Source organism: Burkholderia sp. LK4 (assembly GCF_001043615.1).
In the GTDB taxonomy this organism is placed as follows: domain Bacteria; phylum Pseudomonadota; class Gammaproteobacteria; order Burkholderiales; family Burkholderiaceae; genus Burkholderia; species Burkholderia cepacia.
Genome location: NZ_LDUL01000009.1, coordinates 138,641 through 158,784 on the forward strand (window position 1 = coordinate 138,641; position 20,144 = coordinate 158,784).

General features: G+C 68.5%; 15 protein-coding genes, 1 tRNA gene, 1 pseudogene and 2 riboswitches. Of the genes and pseudogenes, 4 read left to right on the forward strand and 13 right to left on the reverse strand.

What is annotated here, in order from left to right; genetic code table 11:
• Nucleotides 1-68: 68 nt before the first annotated feature.
• Nucleotides 69-1,211 carry an ADP-heptose--LPS heptosyltransferase gene (locus VK92_RS04740; protein ID WP_048025208.1) on the reverse strand — a complete coding sequence of 381 codons (1,143 nt, stop codon included), beginning with the start codon at nucleotides 1,209-1,211 and terminating at the stop codon, nucleotides 69-71.
• Nucleotides 1,208-2,911, reverse strand: coding sequence for a thiamine pyrophosphate-binding protein (locus VK92_RS04745; protein ID WP_048025210.1), 1,704 nt, complete (start codon nucleotides 2,909-2,911; stop codon nucleotides 1,208-1,210). Before VK92_RS04745 ends, VK92_RS04740 begins: the two co-directional genes overlap by 4 nt.
• A gap of 413 nt (nucleotides 2,912-3,324) precedes the next feature.
• Between VK92_RS04745 and vapB the strand changes: the two genes are divergently transcribed.
• Entirely contained in the window at nucleotides 3,325-3,561 is a 237-nt protein-coding gene (gene vapB, locus VK92_RS04750) for a type II toxin-antitoxin system VapB family antitoxin (RefSeq protein WP_048025212.1), read from the forward strand.
• The gene (locus tag VK92_RS04755; RefSeq protein WP_048025213.1) at nucleotides 3,561-3,962 is read left to right on the forward strand and encodes a type II toxin-antitoxin system VapC family toxin; all 402 of its coding nucleotides are present in this window, start codon (nucleotides 3,561-3,563) and stop codon (nucleotides 3,960-3,962) included. The genes vapB and VK92_RS04755 overlap by 1 nt, the downstream gene beginning before the upstream one ends.
• 67 nt (nucleotides 3,963-4,029) lie before the next feature.
• Here the strand turns inward: VK92_RS04755 and VK92_RS04760 are convergent, their stop codons facing one another.
• From VK92_RS04760 to VK92_RS04795, 8 genes are all read right to left on the reverse strand, one after another.
• Nucleotides 4,030-5,418, reverse strand: a complete 1,389-nt coding sequence (locus VK92_RS04760; protein ID WP_021164187.1) for an L-serine ammonia-lyase — start codon at nucleotides 5,416-5,418, stop codon at nucleotides 4,030-4,032.
• Nucleotides 5,419-5,448: 30 nt separating this feature from the next.
• Nucleotides 5,449-6,585 carry an alginate lyase family protein gene (locus VK92_RS04765; protein WP_048025352.1) on the reverse strand — a complete coding sequence of 379 codons (1,137 nt, stop codon included), beginning with the start codon at nucleotides 6,583-6,585 and terminating at the stop codon, nucleotides 5,449-5,451.
• Nucleotides 6,586-6,736: 151 nt separating this feature from the next.
• Nucleotides 6,737-9,664, reverse strand: a complete 2,928-nt coding sequence (gene gcvP / locus VK92_RS04770; protein ID WP_048025215.1) for an aminomethyl-transferring glycine dehydrogenase — start codon at nucleotides 9,662-9,664, stop codon at nucleotides 6,737-6,739.
• Nucleotides 9,665-9,727: 63 nt separating this feature from the next.
• Nucleotides 9,728-10,108 carry a glycine cleavage system protein GcvH gene (gene gcvH / locus VK92_RS04775; protein WP_021164191.1) on the reverse strand — a complete coding sequence of 127 codons (381 nt, stop codon included), beginning with the start codon at nucleotides 10,106-10,108 and terminating at the stop codon, nucleotides 9,728-9,730.
• A 118-nt stretch (nucleotides 10,109-10,226) separates the two neighbouring features.
• Nucleotides 10,227-11,345, reverse strand: coding sequence for a glycine cleavage system aminomethyltransferase GcvT (gcvT, locus tag VK92_RS04780; RefSeq protein WP_048025217.1), 1,119 nt, complete (start codon nucleotides 11,343-11,345; stop codon nucleotides 10,227-10,229).
• Nucleotides 11,346-11,429: 84 nt separating this feature from the next.
• Nucleotides 11,430-11,563: riboswitch (glycine riboswitch) on the reverse strand.
• A gap of 34 nt (nucleotides 11,564-11,597) precedes the next feature.
• A riboswitch (glycine riboswitch) is annotated at nucleotides 11,598-11,698 on the reverse strand.
• Nucleotides 11,699-11,861: 163 nt separating this feature from the next.
• Entirely contained in the window at nucleotides 11,862-12,224 is a 363-nt protein-coding gene (locus tag VK92_RS04785) for a hypothetical protein (protein WP_021164193.1), read from the reverse strand.
• A gap of 170 nt (nucleotides 12,225-12,394) precedes the next feature.
• Complete coding sequence (locus VK92_RS04790) at nucleotides 12,395-13,447, reverse strand: oxidoreductase (protein WP_042978333.1); 1,053 nt, start codon at nucleotides 13,445-13,447, stop codon at nucleotides 12,395-12,397.
• Between the two features lie 235 nt (nucleotides 13,448-13,682).
• The gene (locus tag VK92_RS04795) at nucleotides 13,683-14,390 is read right to left on the reverse strand and encodes an SGNH/GDSL hydrolase family protein (RefSeq protein ID WP_048025219.1); all 708 of its coding nucleotides are present in this window, start codon (nucleotides 14,388-14,390) and stop codon (nucleotides 13,683-13,685) included.
• A 286-nt stretch (nucleotides 14,391-14,676) separates the two neighbouring features.
• On the opposite strand from VK92_RS04795, the gene VK92_RS04800 reads away from it, so the two are divergent.
• Nucleotides 14,677-16,764: a UvrD-helicase domain-containing protein gene (locus tag VK92_RS04800; protein ID WP_048025221.1), complete on the forward strand. Its 2,088-nt coding sequence runs from the start codon at nucleotides 14,677-14,679 to the stop codon at nucleotides 16,762-16,764.
• A gap of 132 nt (nucleotides 16,765-16,896) precedes the next feature.
• On the opposite strand, the gene VK92_RS04805 is transcribed toward VK92_RS04800, so the two are convergent.
• Entirely contained in the window at nucleotides 16,897-17,790 is an 894-nt protein-coding gene (locus VK92_RS04805; protein ID WP_048025223.1) for a c-type cytochrome, read from the reverse strand.
• 252 nt (nucleotides 17,791-18,042) lie between these two features.
• Here VK92_RS04805 and VK92_RS04810 point away from each other — a divergent pair.
• Nucleotides 18,043-18,118, forward strand: a tRNA-Arg gene (locus VK92_RS04810).
• Nucleotides 18,119-18,183: 65 nt separating this feature from the next.
• On the opposite strand, the gene VK92_RS04815 is transcribed toward VK92_RS04810, so the two are convergent.
• Together VK92_RS04815 and VK92_RS43380 are read right to left on the reverse strand one after the other, a co-directional pair.
• On the reverse strand, nucleotides 18,184-19,260 hold the full coding sequence (locus tag VK92_RS04815; protein WP_048025225.1) for a tyrosine-type recombinase/integrase: 1,077 nt from the start codon (nucleotides 19,258-19,260) through the stop codon (nucleotides 18,184-18,186).
• Nucleotides 19,261-19,373: 113 nt separating this feature from the next.
• Nucleotides 19,374-19,541, reverse strand: a pseudogene (locus tag VK92_RS43380) (hypothetical protein); the annotation flags it as partial.
• Nucleotides 19,542-20,144: the final 603 nt, after the last annotated feature.

Sequence of the window (20,144 nt, forward strand, 5' to 3'; positions counted from 1 at the left end):
GCTCAGGCTCAGGCTCAGGCTCAGGCTCAGGCTCAGGCTCAGGCTCAGGCTCAGGCGGTGCGGGCACGCTATTGCGCTTTCGGCCACGCTGCGGATGCTCGCGTCCGGTTTTCCTGATCAGCGGTCGTCGCGGCTTTGCGTAGCGCGGGCCAGGCCAGCGCGTCCCAGTCGATCGCCCGGTAAGCGGCCTCGACCGCCGCGAGATCGGCCGGCCGCTCGCTGCGATGCAGCCCGTGCAATTCGGCCGGCACGTCGAGCGCGACCGGCACGCAATGCGGATAGTCGCGTACGCGCAGCGCCGGCTCGATCGTTGTAAAGCATGCGAGCGTCGGCACGTCGAAACCGTCGGCAAGGTGCAGCGCGGCCGTGTCGGGCGCGAACAGCAGGCTGGCGCCCTTGACCCATGCGATGAACCGGGCCGTATCGCCTGCCGCATCGGCGCTCACGTCGACATACGCGGGATGCGCGACCGGCCCGAACCCGGCCACCGGCAAGCCGTAGCGCCGGGCCAGCTGTTCGACGAACGTTGCCCGGAGGGCAGGCGGCACGCTGCGCAACGCGGTGCTCGCGTTCGGACAGAACAGCACGTACGGACGCTGCCATTGCGCAGGCAACGCGGGCAACGGCAGCCGCGCGAGCCAGCGGTTGCGCCTGGCCGATGCCGGCACCGAGGCAGGCTCCACGCCGAGCGCGTCGAGGAAGAAATCGATCATCGGCAACCGGGCAAACGCGGGCCAGTACAGGTGATTGCCGACGTCGATGCACGGCGCGTCCGCCGGCAGCGCGTCGGCGGGGTACGGCAGCGCGCGCGACGGCGCGACGATGTCGGCCGCGAGCGCGTACAGCGCATCGACGTAGCGCGGCGCGCGGGCGGGCCGGTACAGCGTGAAGCCCAGGCCCGGATGCGCTGCGCGCAGCGCGGCCAGGGCGGTGAGCCCGATCACCGAATCGCCGAGCGTGACCCCCATCCCGTTGATCACATGCACCTGCCGTGCGCGGCCATAGTCGAGCCGAAACGGCCGGTGCGCGGCGTGCAGCAGGCCGCGCGCGGGCGCGGCCGCCACGTGGCCGGCGGCACGCGCGGCGCCGTGCTCGAGGTCGTAAGGCGCGACGAGCGTGCCGTCCGGTGCGAGCAGCGTGCCGGGGAGCGCCAGCGCGTCGTCGTGCGACAGCGCGGCGGCAGGGGGCGCGGCGTGCGTGCTCACCGTCATCCGCCGCGCGCGCGGCGGCCCTGTTCGCGGATCTGTTCGAGGGTCGCGGCCGGCGTGCTGGCGTCCTGCGGGATGCGGATCTCGATCAGCGCGGGCAGCCCGCAGGTCAGCGCGCGTTCGAGCGCGGGCGCGAAATCGGCGGTGCGCTCGACGGTCTCGCCATGCGCGCCGAATGCGCGCGCATACGCGGCGAAATCGGGATTCGTGAGCCCCGTGCCGTGCACGCGGCCCGGGTAGTTGCGCTCCTGATGCATGCGGATCGTACCGAAATGGCCGTTGTTGACGACGATTGCCACGATGTTCAGCCCGTACTGCATCGCGGTCGCGAGCTCGTTGCCGGCCATCATGAAGCAGCCGTCTCCTGCGAGCGCGACGACGGCGCGCGACGGGTACAACGACTTCGCGGCGAGCGCGGCCGGCAGCCCGTAGCCCATCGCGCCGCTCGTCGGCGCGAGCTGAGAGCGGAAGTGCCGGTACGCGAAGTGGCGATGCAGCCAGATCGCATAATTGCCGGCGCCGTTGGTGAGGACCGCGTCGTGCGGCAGGCGCTCGCGCAACTGCACCATCACGTCGCCGAGCTGGACGTCGCCGGGCATCGGCAGCGGCGCATGCCATTCGCGATACGCGCGATGCGCGTCGGCGGCGCTGCCGGCCCACGCGGGATGCTCGGGCGGCTCGAGCGCGGCGAGCGGCGCGGCGATCTCGGGCATCCCGGACACGATCGGCAGGTCGGCCGCATACACGCGGCCGAGCTCGTCCGCGCCCTGGTGCACGTGAACCAGCGTCTGGCGTGTCTTCGGGATGTCGAGCAGCGTGTAGCCGCCGGTCGTCGCTTCGCCGAGGCGCGGCCCGATCACGAGCAGCAGGTCGGCGTCGCGGATGCGCTTCGCGAGCGCGGGGTTGATCCCGAGCCCGACGTCGCCCGCATAGTTCGGGTGCGCGTTGTCGATCGTGTCCTGGTAGCGGAACGCGCAGGCCACCGGCAACTGCCAGCGCTCGACGAAGGTGCGCAGGTTCGCGCACGCGTCGGGCGTCCAGCCGCTGCCGCCGACGATCGCGAACGGACGTTCGGCGCGCGCGAGCCGCTCGCGCAGCTCGTCGAGCTGCCCGGCCGACGGCGCGGCCGCGACGCGTTTCGCGGCCGGCACGACGGGCTGCGGCGCGCAGGCTTCGGACAGCACGTCCTCCGGCAGCGCGAGCACGACCGGGCCGGGCCGGCCGGCGGTCGCGACGTGGAACGCATGGCTCAGGTACTCGGGAATGCGGCGCGGATCGTCGATCTGCGCGACCCATTTCGCCATCTGGCCGAACATCCGCCGGTAGTCGATTTCCTGGAAGGCTTCGCGGTCGAGGTGCTCGCGCGCGCACTGGCCGACGAACAGGATCATCGGCGTCGAATCCTGGAACGCGGTGTGCACGCCGATCGACGCATGGGTCGCGCCGGGCCCGCGCGTGACGAACGCGATGCCGGGGCGGCCGGTCAGCTTGCCGACCGCCTCGGCCATGTTCGCGGCGGCCGCCTCGTGGCGGCAGACGACCGTCTGGATGCGCGCGGTGTCGTCCGCCAGCGCATCGAGTACGGCGAGGAAACTCTCGCCGGGCACGCAGAACACGCGTTCGACGTGATTGGCGAGCAACGCATCGACGAGCAGTCGCGCGCCGGTGGTGGCGGGCTGCTCGAGATCCTTGGAATGCGACATGGGCTGCCGTCTCCCTGGGTAGCGGGACGTACAGCTTACGCCTGTCGGCCCGGCGCCGGTACGCCGGCCGGTGAAAAGTGTCGGAACCCGGAGCGGGTCGGGCGGCGCGTTTTGCGTGCTCGCCGGGTTCGGCTGGCCGAAAGGACGACTGGTGCGTGATTGCCGGACGGTGGACAGTGGAGGCTGCCGGCATCGAGCCGGACAGGACGATCCGCTGCCACGGTCAGGCGGGTGGCGAATTGCGTCGAACCACGTGTCTTTTCGCCGCAACTGACCGGCCGCCGGCAGTGGATATCTTCGGCATATCGCAAGCCGCCCGCGTGATCACTTCGGAGTTGTGTACACACATGGATTTACATTGCCTCGGAAACACCCTAAAGTACATCCATCGTACACACGCATGGGAGATCGACATGCATACCACGAGGGTGTTCCGGAACGGCAACTCGCAGGCCGTACGGATTCCGGCGGATCTTGCCTACGAGCGCAGCGATATCGAGCTCGAAATCGAACGGATCGGCGACGAAATCCGTATTCGTCCCGTGCGACGGCCGTTGGCTGGCGTGCTCGAGAAGTTCGCGAAATTCGCACCGGATTTCATGGCTGAAGGGCGTGGCGACCACGAGCAGGCCGACCGCGAGGGTTTGTGATGCCGCGCTACATGCTCGACACCAACATGTGCATCTATTTGATGAAGCATCAGCCGGAACAGGTCGCGAAACGATTTGCCCAGTGCTACACGGGGGACGTCGTGATGTCGGCGATTACGTACGCCGAGCTCGAATACGGCGTGGCCGCGTGTGCGAATGCCGTCCGGGAGCGACGCAACCTTGCCGACCTGATCGAGGATATTCCGGTTGCGCCGTTCGACGCGGCGGCCGCGCAAGCGTACGGCCCTGTTCGCGAAGCGACCCGCGAGCGGAAGAGGGATCATCTCGACAAACTGATCGCGGCGCACGCGGTGTCGCTCGACGCCGTGCTCGTGACCAACAACGAGCGGGATTTCGCGAGTTACCCGGGGTTGCGGCTGGAGAACTGGCTGAACGACTAGCGTGCCCGGTCATGTCCGGCGGCACGGCAGGGTATCGATTCGCCCCGCGTGACCGCCGGAATCCGCATCAGCACTCGACGATATTCACCGCGAGCCCACCGCGCGACGTTTCCTTGTACTTCGTCTTCATGTCGGCACCGGTCTCGCGCATCGTCTTGATCACCGAGTCGAGCGACACGTAGTGCGAGCCGTCGCCGCGCAACGCCATGCGCGCCGCGTTGACCGCCTTCACCGACGCCATCGCGTTGCGCTCGATGCAGGGAATCTGCACCATCCCGCCGACCGGGTCGCAGGTGAGGCCGAGGTTGTGCTCCATCCCGATCTCGGCCGCGTTCTCGACCTGTTGCGGCGTGCCGCCGAGCACGGCCGCGAGCGCGCCCGCCGCCATCGAGCACGCGACGCCCACTTCGCCCTGGCAGCCGACTTCCGCGCCGGAGATCGACGCATTCAGCTTGTAAAGAATGCCGATCGCAGCGGCGGTGAGCAGGAAGTCGATCACGCCCTGCTCGTTCGCGCCCGGCGTGAAGCGCGTGTAGTAGTGCAGCACGGCGGGGATGATGCCGGCCGCGCCGTTGGTCGGCGCGGTGACGACGCGCCCGCCGGCCGCGTTTTCCTCGTTGACCGCGATCGCGTACAGGTTGATCCAGTCGATCATCGACAGCGGATCCTGCAGCGCGCGCTCCGGGCTGCCCGTCAGCGTGCGGTACAGCTGCGGCGCGCGGCGCTTGACCTGGAACGGGCCGGGCAGGTTGCCGTCGGCATCCGGGTTGCCGATTCCGCAGCCGCGCGACACGCACGACTGCATCACCGCCCAGATCTTCAGCAGGCCATCGCGCGTCTCTTCCTCGGTGTGCCACGCGCGCTCGTTTTCCCACATCAGCTGCGCGATCGACTTGCCGGTCGACTCGGTCAGCGCGAGCAGCTCGGCGCCGGTGCGGAACGGGTGCGTCATCTGCTCGGCCGCGCTCAGCACCTTCGTGTTCGGCGCGCCGGCCGTCACGACGAAGCCGCCGCCGACCGACAGGTAGGTGCGCTCGACCAGCACCGCGCCGTTCGCGTCGCTCGCGCGCAGCTTCATCCCGTTCGGATGCTCGGGCAGCGCCTGGCGGTAGAACGCGATGTTCTCCTTCAGCACGAACGGCACCGGGTGCGTGCCGAGCAGCGCGAGCTTCTTCGACTTGCGGACGTCTTCCAGCCGCGCGTCGATCGTGTCGGGATCGACGGTGTCGGGCGCGTCGCCGAGCAGGCCGAGCATCACGCCGCGGTCGGTGCCGTGGCCCTTGCCGGTGGCGCCGAGCGAGCCGTACAGCTCGACCTTCACGTGGGCGGTCGCGTCGAGCATCCCGTCGCGCTCGAGGCCCTGGACGAACATCAGCGCCGCGCGCATCGGCCCGACCGTATGCGAACTGGATGGACCGATACCGATCTTGAAGAGGTCAAAGACGCTGACTGCCATTTCGATTCCTGCCTTGCTTTAAGAGTAGTGCTAGCGCGCCTGCAATGGCAGGCACGCGGCGAGCCATGCGGGCGGCGTTGGGGAAAGTTGCTGCGCGACGCGGGCATAACGCCCGTCGAGCCGCGCGGCCAGATGAAAGAGTTCGGTGGCGTTTTTCGGGTCCCACTGCCCCGTGTAGCCCGGCAGGCCGGCTTCGCGGCGCTTCGCGTCGAACGGCACCGGCGAATTCACGAATTCCTCGTGCGTTTTCTCGCCGAGCGCGTACGGCACGAGCCAGTCGAGCGCGGCCGCGAGCGTCGCACCGTTCGTGCCGCGCTCGCGCAGCCAGTTGCGGTTGAAGCGGCGCGCGGCGAGCGCGGCCGTCACCAGCGGCTGCAGGTCGTAGACCGCGTAGTGCAGCGCATCGCGCTCCTCGAAGTCCCAGGTCTTGCCGTCCGGGCCGATGTTGTCGGCGAGATGCTCGACGAACAGCCGCTGCGCGGCGTTCATCATCCTGCGATCGCCGAGCGTGAACGCGGACAGCGCGATCAGCTTGATCCGGTGGCTCTGCCAGTTGTTGCGCCAGGTGCCGGTGAGCGGGCGCTTCTGCGCGTCGATCTGTGCGACATAACCGGCGCCGAGCTTCGCGATGAACGCAGCGGTCGCGTTGCGGGTCTTCACCGGCAGCGCGCTTGCCGTCATGTCGTACGCGACGATCAGGCTGTCGAAACGCGTCTCGTCGATCGGGTTGAAGCTCGGCTGGTAGGTGCCGACCCACGCGGACAGGAAGCGGTCGACGAGCTGCAGGTAGCGCGGCGCGTTCGTCACGCGCCACGCGAGCGCGGCATCGCGCATCAGGTCGAGATCCTTCAGCGCGGCGGCGCTCTGGTCGTAGATGCCTTCGTGCGGCAGCGTGCCCTCGGTGTGCACGCGCGCCATCGCCTTCGGCTGCTCGCCGATGCGTGCGTCGACGCTGCGGATCAGCGCCTGGACGCCCGGCTCGGCCTGCGTCGTCTCGCTCGCCTGCAGGGCCGGCGCCGCGCAGAAATTCATCGCCGCGCGCGCACTGCCGCACGCGCCGAGGCCGGCAGCGGCCAACGACAGCGACGCGACGAACATCGGCACGATACGGCGCGCGCGCGGCCGCCCTTGCAGTGCACCATGGCCCGGAAACATCGGACGCACCATGCGGAACTCCTTCATTGGCTGGATCGCGTGTGATGTTAGCTGGATTGGCGCACGAACGTGCACGGGTTCGAGCGGCGAACAAAAAAACCGCACGCAACCCCGGGTTGCGTGCGGTGCGGGCACCATCGGACGGCTCCTGGCCTCGTGTGCGTTATGCGTATTCCGACATCGGCACGCACGAGCAGAACAGGTTGCGGTCGCCGTAGACGTTGTCCGCACGGCCGACCGGCGGCCAGTACTTGTTCGTGCCGAGCGACGCGACCGGGTACGCGGCCTGCTCGCGCGAGTACGCGTGCGGCCATTCGTTCGCGGTGACGACGGCCGCCGTGTGCGGGGCGTGACGCAGCGGGTTGTCCTCGCGGTCGGCGCGGCCTTCCTCGACCGCACGGATTTCCTCGCGGATCGCGATCGTCGCGGCGATGAAGCGGTCGAGTTCCTCTTGCGATTCCGATTCGGTCGGCTCGACCATCAGCGTACCCGGCACCGGGAAGCTCATCGTCGGCGCGTGGAAGCCGTAATCCATCAGGCGCTTCGCGACGTCGTCGACGGTGATGCCGCTCGATTCCTTGATCGGGCGCAGGTCGAGAATGCACTCGTGCGCCACCAGCCCGCCCGGGCCCGAATACAGCACCGGGTAGTGCGGCGCTAGGCGCTTCGCGATGTAGTTCGCGTTGAGGATCGCGGTTTCCGTCGCGGCGGTCAGGTTCTTCGCGCCCATCATCGCGATGTACATCCACGAGATCGGCAAGATCGACGCCGAGCCGTACGGCGCGGCCGACACCGCGCCGATGCCGTTTTCGTCGCGCGAGTAGCCGGTCGAACGCTGGTTCGGCAGGAACTTCGCGAGGTGCGCGCCGACCGCGACCGGGCCGACGCCCGGGCCGCCGCCGCCGTGCGGGATGCAGAAGGTCTTGTGCAGGTTCAGGTGCGACACGTCGCCGCCGAACTGGCCCGGCGCGGTCAGGCCGACCATCGCGTTCATGTTCGCGCCGTCGACGTACACCTGGCCGCCGTGCGCATGCACGATCTCGCAGATCTCGCGGACGTTCTGCTCGAACACGCCGTGCGTCGACGGATACGTGATCATGATCGCCGCGAGGTTCTTCGCGTGCTCGTCGGCCTTGGCCTTGAGATCGGCGATGTCGACGTTGCCCTGCGCGTCGCAGGCGACGACCACGACCTTCATGCCGGCCATGTGCGCGGACGCCGGGTTCGTGCCGTGCGCGGATGCCGGGATCAGGCACACGTCGCGGTGCGCTTCGCCGCGCGATGCGTGGTAAGCGTGGATGATCAGCAGGCCCGCGTACTCGCCCTGCGAGCCGGCGTTCGGCTGCAGCGACACGGCCGCGTAGCCGGTGGCCGCGACGAGCATCTGCTCGAGCTGGTCGATCATCTCGCGGTAGCCGACGGTCTGCTCGGCCGGCGCGAACGGGTGGATGCCGCCGAATTCGGGCCACGTGACCGGCAGCATTTCCGACGTCGCGTTCAGCTTCATCGTGCACGAGCCGAGCGGGATCATCGAGCGGTCGAGCGCGAGATCCTTGTCCGACAGGCTGCGCAGGTAGCGCAGCATTTCGGTTTCGGAATGGTGGCGGTTGAACACGGGGTGCGTCAGGTACGCGCTCGTGCGCTCGAGGCCGGCCGGCAGCGCGGCGACGCCGGCGAGGCCCGCGTCCAGCGCATCGACGGCCGGCGCGGTGCCGCCCGCGGCCTGCGCGAACACGTCGAGGAGATCGGCGAGGTCGTCGCGCGTCGTCGTTTCGTCGACCGATACGCCGACTTGCGTGTCGCTCACGCGGCGCAGGTTGATGCGCCTGGCCTTCGCGAGTTCATGGACCTGCGCGGTGCGCGCGCCGGTGTCGATCGTCAGCGTGTCGAAGAACGTGTCGTTGACGGTCGCGAAGCCGAGCTGCTTCACGCCGGCGGCGAAGAGGGCCGCGATGCGGTTCACGCGCAGCGCGATCGTCTTCAGGCCGTGCGGGCCGTGGTAGACCGCGTACATGCTGGCCATGATCGCGAGCAGCGCCTGCGCGGTACACACGTTCGACGTCGCCTTCTCGCGGCGGATGTGCTGTTCGCGCGTCTGCAGCGCGAGGCGCAGCGCGGGCTTGCCCTGCGCGTCGACCGTCACGCCGACGAGGCGGCCCGGCATCTGGCGCTTGAATTCGTCGCGCACGGCCAGGTAGGCGGCGTGCGGGCCGCCGAAGCCCATCGGCACGCCGAAGCGCTGCGTGTTGCCGATCGCGACGTCCGCGCCCCAGTCGCCGGGTGGCGTCAGCACGGTCAGCGCGAGCAGGTCGGCCGCGACGACCACGTGGCCGCCGGCCGCGTGGATCGCTTCGGTGAGCGCGCGGTAGTCGCGCACGTCGCCGTTCACGCCCGGGTATTGCAGCAGCACGCCGAATGCATTCGCTTGCGCCGCGTCGGCGGCCGGGCCCGTCTTGACCTCGATGCCGACCGGCAGCGCGCGCGTGCGGATCACTTCGAGCGTTTGCGGCAGCACGTCGTCGGCGACGTAGAACACGTTCGATGCCGGCTTGCCGGTGCGCTGCAGCAGCGTCATCGCTTCGGCGGCGGCGGTGGCTTCATCGAGCAGCGACGCGTTCGAGATCGCGAGGCCCGTCAGGTCGGCGACCATCTGCTGGAAGTTCAGGAGCGCCTCGAGGCGGCCCTGGGAAATTTCGGGCTGGTACGGCGTGTAGGCCGTGTACCACGCCGGGTTTTCGAGCACGTTGCGCAGGATCACGGCCGGCGTGTGCGTGTCGTGGTAACCCTGACCGATATACGAGCGGAACACCTGGTTCTTGTCCGCGAGAACCCGCAGCGCGGCGAGGGCTTCGGCCTCGCTCTTCGGCTGCGCGAACGGGCCGAGCGGCAGCGTTTCGGCGCGGCGGATCGAGGCCGGGATCACGGCGTCGATCAGGGCGGCGCGCGACGCGAAGCCGAGCGTGTCGAGCATGGCCTGCTGGCTGGCGGCGTCGGGGCCGATGTGGCGTTCGGCGAACGCGTCGTGCGTTTCGAGCGCGGCGAGCGAGAGGGGCGTGCGGTTCATCAGGCGGTCCGGGTGTTCGAGCTTCATGGCGTGACTCTGGTCCCGCGCGGGCCGGCCGGCGGCCGGCGTCGCGCGGTTCGGGTAAGGGAATTAGTCGATCAGCTTGCTGTAGGCGGCGGCGTCGAGCAGGCCGTCGGTCGATGCGCCGGCGGCGAGCTTGATCTTGAACAGCCACGTGTCGTACGCGTCGCTGTTCACCTCTTCCGGCGTGTCGATGGCGTCCGCGTTGATCGCGACTACCTCGCCCGACACCGGCGAATAGATGTCCGACGCCGCTTTCACGGATTCAACGACGCCGATCGCGTCGCCCGCCTTCACCTGCTTGCCGACGGCCGGCAGTTCGAGGAAAACGATGTCGCCGAGCGTGTTCTGCGCGTGATCGGTGATGCCGACCGTCAGCGTGCCGTCGGCTTCGGTGCGGATCCACTCGTGTTCGTCGGTGTACTTCAGATCGGCCGGGACGTTGCTCATCGGATGCTCCTGATAAAAGGGTTTGTTCGTTTTGCTGGCGCGCCCGCCGGGGCGCGCCGGGTGTGGTGTTGCGCCGGGCGCCATCTCCCGGCTTTCCGGGAGGCGGGCCGCCCGGCCGTTACGCAGCGAGGACCTTGCCGTTGCGCACGAACGGCAGTTTTACCACGCGCGCGGGAAGATTCTTGTCTCGAATTTGCACCTGGACCAGGTCGCCGATCTGGACGGCCGCCGGCACGCGCGCGAACGCGATCGATTCCTGCATCGACGGCGAGAACGTGCCGCTCGTGATCTCGCCTTCGCCGTGCGGCGTGACGACCTTCTGGTGCGCGCGCAGCACGCCGCCCGCCTTGCCGTTTTCCTTCTGCAGGATCAGGCCGACGAACGCGGCGCGGGTGCCGTTGGCTTCAAGGGCGGCGCGGCCGACGAAGTCGCGCGGCGCGCCGAGGTCGACCGTCCACGCGAGGCCCGCGTCGAGCGGGGAGACGGTGTCGTCCATGTCCTGGCCGTACAGGTTCATGCCGGCCTCGAGGCGCAGCGTGTCGCGCGCGCCGAGCCCGCACGGGCGCACGCCGTTCTGCTGCAGCGCGTTCCACAGCGCTTCGACGTGCACGGCCGGGACGATCACTTCGAAGCCGTCTTCGCCGGTATAGCCGGTGCGTGCGACGGTGAGATCGCCGAACGGCGTGCCGGCGACCTGCGCGGCGTTGAACGGCTTCAGCTCGCTCGTCGCGGCACGCGCGGCGGGCACGGTCGCCCAGGCCTTTTCGCGGGCGTTCGGGCCCTGTACGGCGATGATCGCGAAATCGCGGCGCGGCGCGATCGTGACGCCGTAGCCGCCTTGCTCGTTCAGCTGGTTGAACCACGCGATGTCTTTCTCGGCCGTGCCGGCGTTGACGACGACGCGGAAGAATTCTTCGGTGAAGTAGTAGACGATCAGGTCGTCGATGACGCCGCCCTGCGGATTGAGCAGGCACGAGTAGAGTGCCTTGCCGGGCGTCTTGAGCTTGCCGACGTTGTTCGCGATCGCGTGCTCGAAGAACGCGCGCACGCGGCTGCCGGTGAAATCGACGACGCACATGTGCGACACGTCGAACATGCCGGCGTCGGTGCGCACGGCTTCATGTTCTTCGATCTGCGAGCCGTAGTTGACGGGCATGTCCCAGCCGCCGAAGTCGACCATGCGGGCATTGAGCGCGCGGTGCGCGGCGTTGAGCGGGGTGTGATTCAGTGCAGTCATCGAGGCCTCAGGCAAGGCGCTTGCGCGCGGATCAGAACGGCCATGTGCCGACCACCGCGGCCGACGGCCTGCGAGCGATCCGGTACATGCCCCTCTGTCCTCGATACCTGAGAGATTGCGCTGCCGGCCAGGCCTGGCGAACGCGCGCCCCTTCGGTGGGCAGCCTGCCCGCGCAGCCTATGCGCTGCGGGCTACTGCCGCTCTCCAGAGTGCGGGGAGTGTGTGGCCCGCGCGATGCACGGACGAGGTTCCCCGACGCGGTCGGTCCTTTTGCCTGAGAGTTTGCGGGTGTGCCCCTTCGGCGGCGCAACCGGCTGAAACAGCACGGTCACACGCTCTCCCGACGCGTGCGGGCGACTGTACGCGAGCAGGTGGGCCTTGTCAATTTGAGCAAAAGAATGTCGCTTCGCGACAAGCGGCGACAAGCGGCGGCAAGCGGCGGCAAGCGGCGACAAGCGGCGACAAGCGGCGGCAAGCGGTGCCGCCGCTTTCTCCGCGCCGGCGGGCGCCGGTGCGTTACTCGCCGATCGCGCGCGCGGCCGTGTCGAGCTCCTGGTTCAGCACGCGCTGCTCGTCGCCGGACAGGCCGCCGCTGTGCTGCGCGGACATGTCGTTCGCTTCCTGGCGGATCACGTCGAGGCGGTGGTGAAGCTGCGCGCCGTACGGCGGCGGGTAGTAGCCGCCGTTCACGCGCGCATCGATGCGGCGGTGCAGGTTCTCGATCCGGCCCTGGATCTGCTGCATCCGCTCGTTCGCGACGACCTGCGGATTCGGCCGCGGCGGAGGGGCCGGGCGAACCGGCTGCTGCGGCTGCACGATACAGGCCGCAAGCGAGGAAACCAGGACGCAGCACGCTGCTGCGCGAATCAACCGTTGCATCAACATTCTCCAGACGGATTGGTGTCGGATCGACTTTTTCGAGAAACGCGTCAGACCGGTCGGACGCTGACTTTCGTTCCCCCGGCATTTGTAACCGAATGTTCCTGTAATCGAATCCGCCGCGCCGGCCGCGCGCGTGCCGGCCGGCCGCGACCGGCCGGCGCGCGGTGTCAGATCGTGCGGCGCACGAACGGCAGCCGGCGGCCGTCGTGCTCGCTCTGCGCGGCGAGCTCGATGATCGTCATCACGTCGACGGCATCCTGCGTGGTGACGGGGAACGGCGCGCCGTCGCGGATCGACGCGGCGAGCGCGCGGTAGAACTCCGCGTACTGGCCGTCGAGTGTCGGCACCGGGCGTTCGACCTCGACCTCGCCGTCGAGCACGCGCAGCAGGCCCGGCGGATTGCCGCCGCCGAATTCGACGTCGTCCGCGGTGAGGCCGGCCTTGAGCTGGTCTTCCTGCGTGTCGAGCCCGAACTTCTGGTAGCTGCCGCGTGTGCCGTGCAGCGTGAAGCGCGCGGGTTCGATCGCCGACAGCGCGCTCGCATGCAGCGCCACGTCCTTGTCCGGGTAACCGAGCTGCAGGTGCACGAAATCGGGCGCCGTGCCGTTGTCGCGACGGGTCTTGACGGTCGCGCCCACCGTTTCGGGCAGGCCGAACAGCGCGAGCGCCTGGTCGATCAGGTGCGGGCCGAGGTCGAGCAGCAGGCCGCCGCCGCGGGCGGGTTCCTCGCGCCAGCGCGTGCGCGGCGTCGGGCGGAAGCGGTCGAAGTGCGACGCGAAATACGTGAGCCGGCCGAGCTCGCCCGATTCGACGATGCGGCGCACGGTGAGGAAATCGCCGTCCCAGCGGCGATTGTGGAACGGCGCGAACAGCCGGCTGCGCGCGTTCGCGAGCCGCGCGAGCGCAAGCGCCTCGTCGGCGGTGAGCGTGACGGGCTTGTCGACGACCACGTGGCGGCCGGCTTCGAGTACCTGGCGCGCGAGCGTGAAGTGCGTGTCGTTCGGCGTGGCGATCACCACGCATTCGATGTCGTCGAGGCCGAGCAGCGTGTCGAGATCGGGGACGACGCGCGCGCCCGGATACGCGGCCTGCGCGCGATCGGGCTGCCCCGTCGCGATCGCGGCGACTTCAGTGCGGCCGCTCGTGGCGATGACCGGCGCGTGGAACGTCGCGCCGGCGAAACCGAAACCCATCAAACCAATCCTGAGCAATGACGACATGGCAATCCCTGGCTGCGAAGGAAACTAAAGGATGGTGCGCCGAGACGGCGCGAAGACGACCGGCTATTTTGGCATGGCGCCGCCGCTCGTACCGGGGCGTTCGGGCGAAACGCGCCGTGCGATGCGGCGCTTGCGCAAGCAAGGCCGGCATTTTGCGCGGGCGCGTGTGCCGTCCGTGCGGGCTTTGCCTGCCGGCCCGCGCGGTGAAAGGCCGGTGCCGGGGCGCCGTGGTACGTCATGCGGCCGCCCGGCGCAGCACGGCGGCGGCGACTTGCGTGGCCCACACCGTGCAGGCGGCGGCACCGGGGTGGAAGCCGTCGGCGGCCATCAGGTGGCGCTCGAGCGGCAGCTCGACGCGCAGGAACGTGCAGTGCGGCTGCGTGGCGGCCCAGCCGGCGAGCGCCGTGTTGAGCCGTTTCGCGCGCAACCCGAGATACCACGCGAGCGGCTGCGGCAGCGCCGGAAAGCGCTCCATCGGCGGCACCGCCGACAGGATCGCGTGGCCGACCCGGAAGCGCGTGACGAGCAGCCGGACGAGCTCGGCCTGCTGCGCCTGCCAGCGGGCCGGCGATACGCCGCCCGTCACGTCGTTGACGCCGAGCGACGTGACGGCCACGTCGAACGGCTCGGCCGGTTCGGCGGCGAGCCAGTCGACGAGCTCCCGCGTGGTCAGGCCCGTGCGCGCGAGCAGCTTCCAGTGCACGCGGTGCGTGGCCGCGAGCGCGTTCGCCAGTTGCCCGGACACCGCTTCGCGCTGCGTCGCGACGCCGACGCCCGCGGCGGCCGAATCGCCGACCACCAGCACGCGCAGCGGCGGGCCGTCGCCTGCCACGCCGTCCCGCGGGCCGGCCGCCTCGGGCAGGCGCGGCGTGACGCGGCGCACGTAGCGCCCCTGCGCGAACAGCAGCGGGCCAAGGGCGGCGGTGGCGAACGGGTATCCCATGATGTCGATCCGGTGGCGATTCAGGCGATTCAGTCGGTTGGGCGCGGGGCGGCGCCGGGTGGAGATATTGTGGCCGATCGCTGCGCGAACGGGGCCGGATTGGCCGGACGGACAAGGGGCGGCCGCGGGATTCGCCCGCGCGGCCCCGTCAGGCGACGCTCCCGAAAAGCGGGCCGCCGACGTGTTAACATGCGCGTCCTGCCCCGCGTGTCCGCCTGCTTCGCCGGCCCGGCGCGCACGGCATCCTCCCGGCGTTCCGCCGTCAACCGCAACACCATCCGCCATCATGTCCGCAGGCCTCAATCCCGCCCAGAACGAAGCGGTGCGCTACCTCGACGGTCCCTGTCTCGTGCTCGCCGGCGCGGGCAGCGGCAAGACCCGCGTGATCACGCAGAAGATCGCGCACCTGATCGAAGCGAAAGGCTTCGAGCCGCGCCACATCGCGGCCGTCACGTTCACGAACAAGGCGGCCGCCGAAATGCGCGAGCGCGTGGGGAAGCTGCTCGAGGGCAAGACGCTCACCACGCCCGGCAAGGAAGGGCGCAAGGTGCCCGTCAACCAGCTCACCGTCTGCACGTTCCACTCGCTCGGCGTGCAGATCCTGCGCCAGGAGGCCGAGCACGTCGGCCTGAAGCCGCAGTTCTCGATCATGGATTCGGACGACTGCTTCGGGATGATCCAGGAGCAGCTCGGCACGACCGACAAGGGGCTGATCCGCAAGATCCAGAGCATCATCTCGCTGTGGAAGAACGGCCTGATCATGCCCGACGAGGCGATGGCGATCGCGGCCAACGAGGACGAGCACCAGGCCGCGCTGGTCTACCGGAACTACGTCGCGACGCTGCACGCGTACCAGGCGGTCGACTTCGACGACCTGATCCGCCTGCCGGCCGAGCTGTTCGCGAAGAACGAGCAGGTGCGCGACCGCTGGCAGAACAAGCTGCGCTACCTGCTGATCGACGAGTACCAGGACACCAACGCGTGTCAGTACGAGCTGCTGAAGCTGCTCGCGGGCCCGCGTGCGGCGTTCACGGCGGTCGGCGACGACGACCAGGCGATCTACGGCTGGCGCGGTGCGACGCTCGAGAACCTCGCGCAGCTCGGCAAGGATTTTCCGAAGCTGCACCTGGTCAAGCTCGAGCAGAACTACCGGTCGACGGTGCGCATCCTCACCGCCGCGAACAACGTGATCGCGAACAACCCGAAACTGTTCGAGAAGAAGCTGTGGTCCGAGCACGGGATGGGCGATTCGATCACCGTCACGGCGTGCAACGACGAGGAGCATGAAGCCGAATCGGTCGTGTTCCGGCTGTCCGCGCACAAGTTCGAACGGCGCGCGCAGTTCCGCGACTACGCGATCCTGTATCGCGGCAACTTCCAGGCGCGCATCTTCGAGCAGGTGCTGCGGCGAGAACGCATTCCGTACGTGCTGTCGGGCGGCCAGTCGTTCTTCGACAAGGCCGAGATCAAGGACCTGTGCGCGTACCTGCGGCTGATCGCGAACGCCGACGACGATCCCGCGTTCATCCGCGCGGTCACGACGCCGCGCCGCGGGATCGGCAACACGACCCTCGAGGCGCTCGGCTCGTTCGCGGGCCAGGCGAAGGTGTCGTTGTTCGAAGCGGTGTACATGGGTGGCATCGAGGCGCGGCTGTCGGCGCGCCAGGTCGAGCCGTTGCGGATGTTCTGCGACTTCATCCAGCGCCTGACCGAGCGCGCGGACAAGGAGCCCGCGACCGTCGTGCTCGACGACATGATGGAGGCGATCCACTACGAGGCGTACCTGTACGACGCGTTCGACGAGCGCCAGGCGCAGTCGAAGTGGCAGAACGTGCTCGAATTCCTCGAATGGCTGAAGCGCAAGGGCACCAAGCCCGAGACGGAAGCCGTCGACGGCGAGGCCGAAGGCTTCCACAACGCCGACGGGCTCGCCGATACCGGCAAGAACCTGCTCGGCCTGATCCAGACCGTCGCGCTGATGTCGATGCTCGAGGGCAAGGACGAGGATCCGGACGCCGTGCGGCTGTCGACCGTCCATGCGTCGAAGGGGCTCGAGTATCCGCACGTGTTCCTGGTCGGCGTCGAGGAAGGCATCATGCCGCACCGCGGCGGCAGCGAGGACGACGGCCCGATCGACAACGAGCGGATCGAGGAGGAGCGCCGGCTGATGTACGTCGCGATCACGCGTGCGCAGCGCAGCCTGCACCTGAACTGGTGCAAGAAGCGCAAGCGGGCGCGCGAGACGGTCGTGTGCGAGCCGTCGCGCTTCATTCCGGAGATGGGGCTCGACGATGCGCCGCCGCCTACCCCGGAAGAGGCGCCGATGTCGCCGAAGGACCGGCTCGCCAGCCTGAAGGCGTTGCTGCAGAAGTGACGCGGCGGCGCCGTCGGGCGTGCGGTGTTTCGACGATCCGACGATCTGACAGTCAGCCGGTCAGCCGGTCAGGCAAAAAACAAACCCCCGCGGTGCGTGTGCGCCGCGGGGGTTTTTTCTGGCCGGCCGGTGTTACTTCGCCGAGTTGACCATGTAGTCGACGGCGGCCTTCACGTCGGCGTCGGATGCGTTCGACCCGCCCTTCGGCGGCATCGCGCCCTTGCCGTGCAGCGCGTAGTTGTAGACCGTGTCCATCGAGTCCTTCAGGCGCGGCGCCCAGTCTTCCTTGCTGCCGAACTTCGGCGCGCCGAGCACGCCGGCTCCGTGGCAGGCCACGCAGGTCGACGAGTACAGCGCCTTGCCGGCGGTTGCCGCATCGGCGCTGGCCGGGGCGGCCGCCGGTTGTTCGCCGGCCTTCGGGATAGCGGCGATCGCGGCCTGCGCGGCGGCGATCTGCGCGCTCGCGGCGTCGGCCGGGCCCGATGCGCCTGCCGCGCCGCTGGCGGGCTGCGCCGCGTTGGCGGCCGGTGCGGCCGGTTCGGGGAAGTTCGCGCCGTCGTTGTTCGCCATGTAGACGATCGCGCGGGCGATTTCATAGTCGCTGACGTCGTCGGGGCTCGTGCCGCCGCGCGGCGGCATCGCGCCCTTGCCGGCCAGTGCCGTCTTCAGCAGCGTGTCGAAGCCTTGCGAGATGCGCGGTGCCCAGTCGTCCTTGTTGCCGAATTTCGGCGCGCCGGCGGCGCCCGTGCCGTGGCAGGTCACGCAGACGGCCTTGTAGACTGCCTCGCCGGTCTTGTACGTGCGGGGCGCGTTGGCGTCCTTCACTTCGACCTGCGCGAGCGGGGCGATACGCGCGGCGACCTGCTCGTCGGATAGCGCGTCCGTGCCGGCGCCGGCGCGGAACGCATGGTTCGCATAATTGGCGAACAGGACGATCAGGATGATCGGAATCGCGAACGACGCGATGATGACGGCAATCAGCTGCCCGGGGGTTTTGACGGGAGATTCGTGGGGTGCTTCGCTCATGCTTGCCTCGTCTCCGTGAATAGGAATTGTGAGCGCGGTGCAACGGCAAAATGGCAGTCCAATGAAGCACGGACGATTATAGACGGAACGTTTACATCACGGCGAGCGGTGCGATGGCGCGTGTTTACCCGCACGCAGCACGGTGCGGCGGGGATTCGTCGGGCAAGGTGGACGCGTCATGGGAAACCGGGTATCCTTGCCGTCTTGCCAATAGTGGGCGGCCTGTATATTGGGGTCGCTTCACTGTCTCACGCGCCCGTAGCTCAATGGATAGAGTACTGCCCTCCGAAGGCAGGGGTTGCTGGTTCGATCCCAGCCGGGCGCGCCAAGCCTAGCAAGGCTTCCAGCGGTTTCGCTACTTCATCGTTTTCTCCCACTTCAGTGAAATTACAGTCAGCCGGCGGCGACGTGCAGCTCGGCGGCCTGCGTGTGCGACTGCACCCACTGCGTCAGGTGGTCCGCTGACAGGTGCGCGTAGCGCTGCACCATCTCCAGTGTTTCCCATCCGCCCAGCTCCTTCAGCACCTGCAGCGGTGTGCCGCGCTGCACGTGCCAGCTCGCCCAGGTGTGACGCAGATCGTGCCAGCGGAAGTCGCGGATGCCGGCCCGCTTCAACGCCTTGCGCCAGGCTTCGGTCACGGTCTGATAGACCGGCCGGCCGTGGTACACGAACACACTGTCGACGAACTCGGGCGCGCGCTTCTTCGCGCGCTGCTGCAGCAGCACTGCGATCGCCGAATCGGATAGCGGCACCGTGATCGCCTTCTTCGCCTTCGCCTGGTCCGGGTGGATCCAGGCAACGCGCCGCACGATGTCGACCTGCGACCACTGCAACCTGGTCACGTTCGAGCGGCGCAGCCCTGTCTCCAGCGCGAAGCGCGCCATGTCGGCCAGGTGATCCGGCAGCTCGGCGATCAACCGTTCAGCCTGGGCCTGCGTCAGCCAGCGGATCCGCTTCTGCACGACCTTCGCGCGCTTCGTGGCCGGCACGCGGTCCAACCATTCCCACTCGACGGCCGCGTTCAGCACGGCCTTCAGCACGCCGATCACGCGCGTCACGGTGCCGGCGCTGACGCACTCATCGGTGGTCACGATCCCGTGCTTCGTGCGGATCACCTTCGGTTCCCTCCGTTTGGCGAGCGCGATCGCGTCGATGCGGTTGCGGTCGATGTCGGCCAGCGCGACGCCGGCCAGGTGTTGGTCGAGCCAGCGCAGGTGCGTTTTCGACGTCTCCAGGCTCGACAGCCCTTCGCGGTCGCTGATGTAGCGCACGACCGCGTCGTTCCAGGTGTAGCGCGGCTTGTGGCCGAGCCGCGCCTGGTTCCACAGATCGACCTTCAGCCGATCGTGAAGCTCTTCCGCCTGGGCTTTGTTGCTGGTGCCAGTGCTGCCTTGTACGACCGGACCACCGCCAGGCGGGGTGAGGCGGTAATACCAGTTGGGACTGTTACTGCGTTTATAGAGCGACATGATTCCAATTTCTCCTGCGGGTCGCCCTGCACAACTCGCGGAATCCATTCTCCGGCGAGGTAGCGCTGCAGGGCAACCGTCGAAAACATCCAGCGCTTGCCGACCTTCCGGCCAGGCAGCGCGCCGGCCTTCGCTTTCAGGCGCACCGTTTCAGGGTGCGCGCCGAGCAGCGCGGCGGCTTGTTCGAGGTTGACGGTGTTCATCGGGCTATCTCCAGAGCGCCACGCGGCGGGGGCAGGGGCAAAACAACTCGTGGACTCGTGGCATGCCCCGATATTCATACGTAACCATTTGATTTTTAAGGTTTTCGTTTGCCATCATTTGCCACGAAAAACACGTGGCACCCCCTTCCGACTCGTGGCCTAAAAAATAGGCAGCGCTTCCGACTCGTGGCAAAACATGCCCGACTCGTGGCATGGCTTTCCGGCTGATTTCCGGCCCTTCTCCGTATTCTTTCTTCTTCTTTTTCAATGAATTAGAGAGAGGAGATAAAGGGACGGCGGCGGCCGGCGCAAAAACCGGACTAGTGGCAAAAGCGGCCCGACTCGTGGCAAATTGAGCGCGATACGTGGCGGCACTCTTCTCAACAATCAAAGACTTACGAGCGGATGCACCCGAAAACCACCATTCGCGTGCGCTGCCTGCCCGTCCCCTGTGGAAAAACCGGCCCGCCCGGCCCCCCTTTCTCAAAGGCAGCGCAGTTGCCCGGCCGTTTCGACTTGCGGGGGGGACGGGGGGCAGCGGAAAGAGCGACGGCCGGGCATTCGCGTGCGCCGATTGCTGCGCGCATCGACGCACGCACCGGAAACCCGAATACAGGGCCGCTACGCGGCCAGAGTGAATGAGGGAAGGGGTACGGCCGCACAGCGGCCGCATCGGCTGAG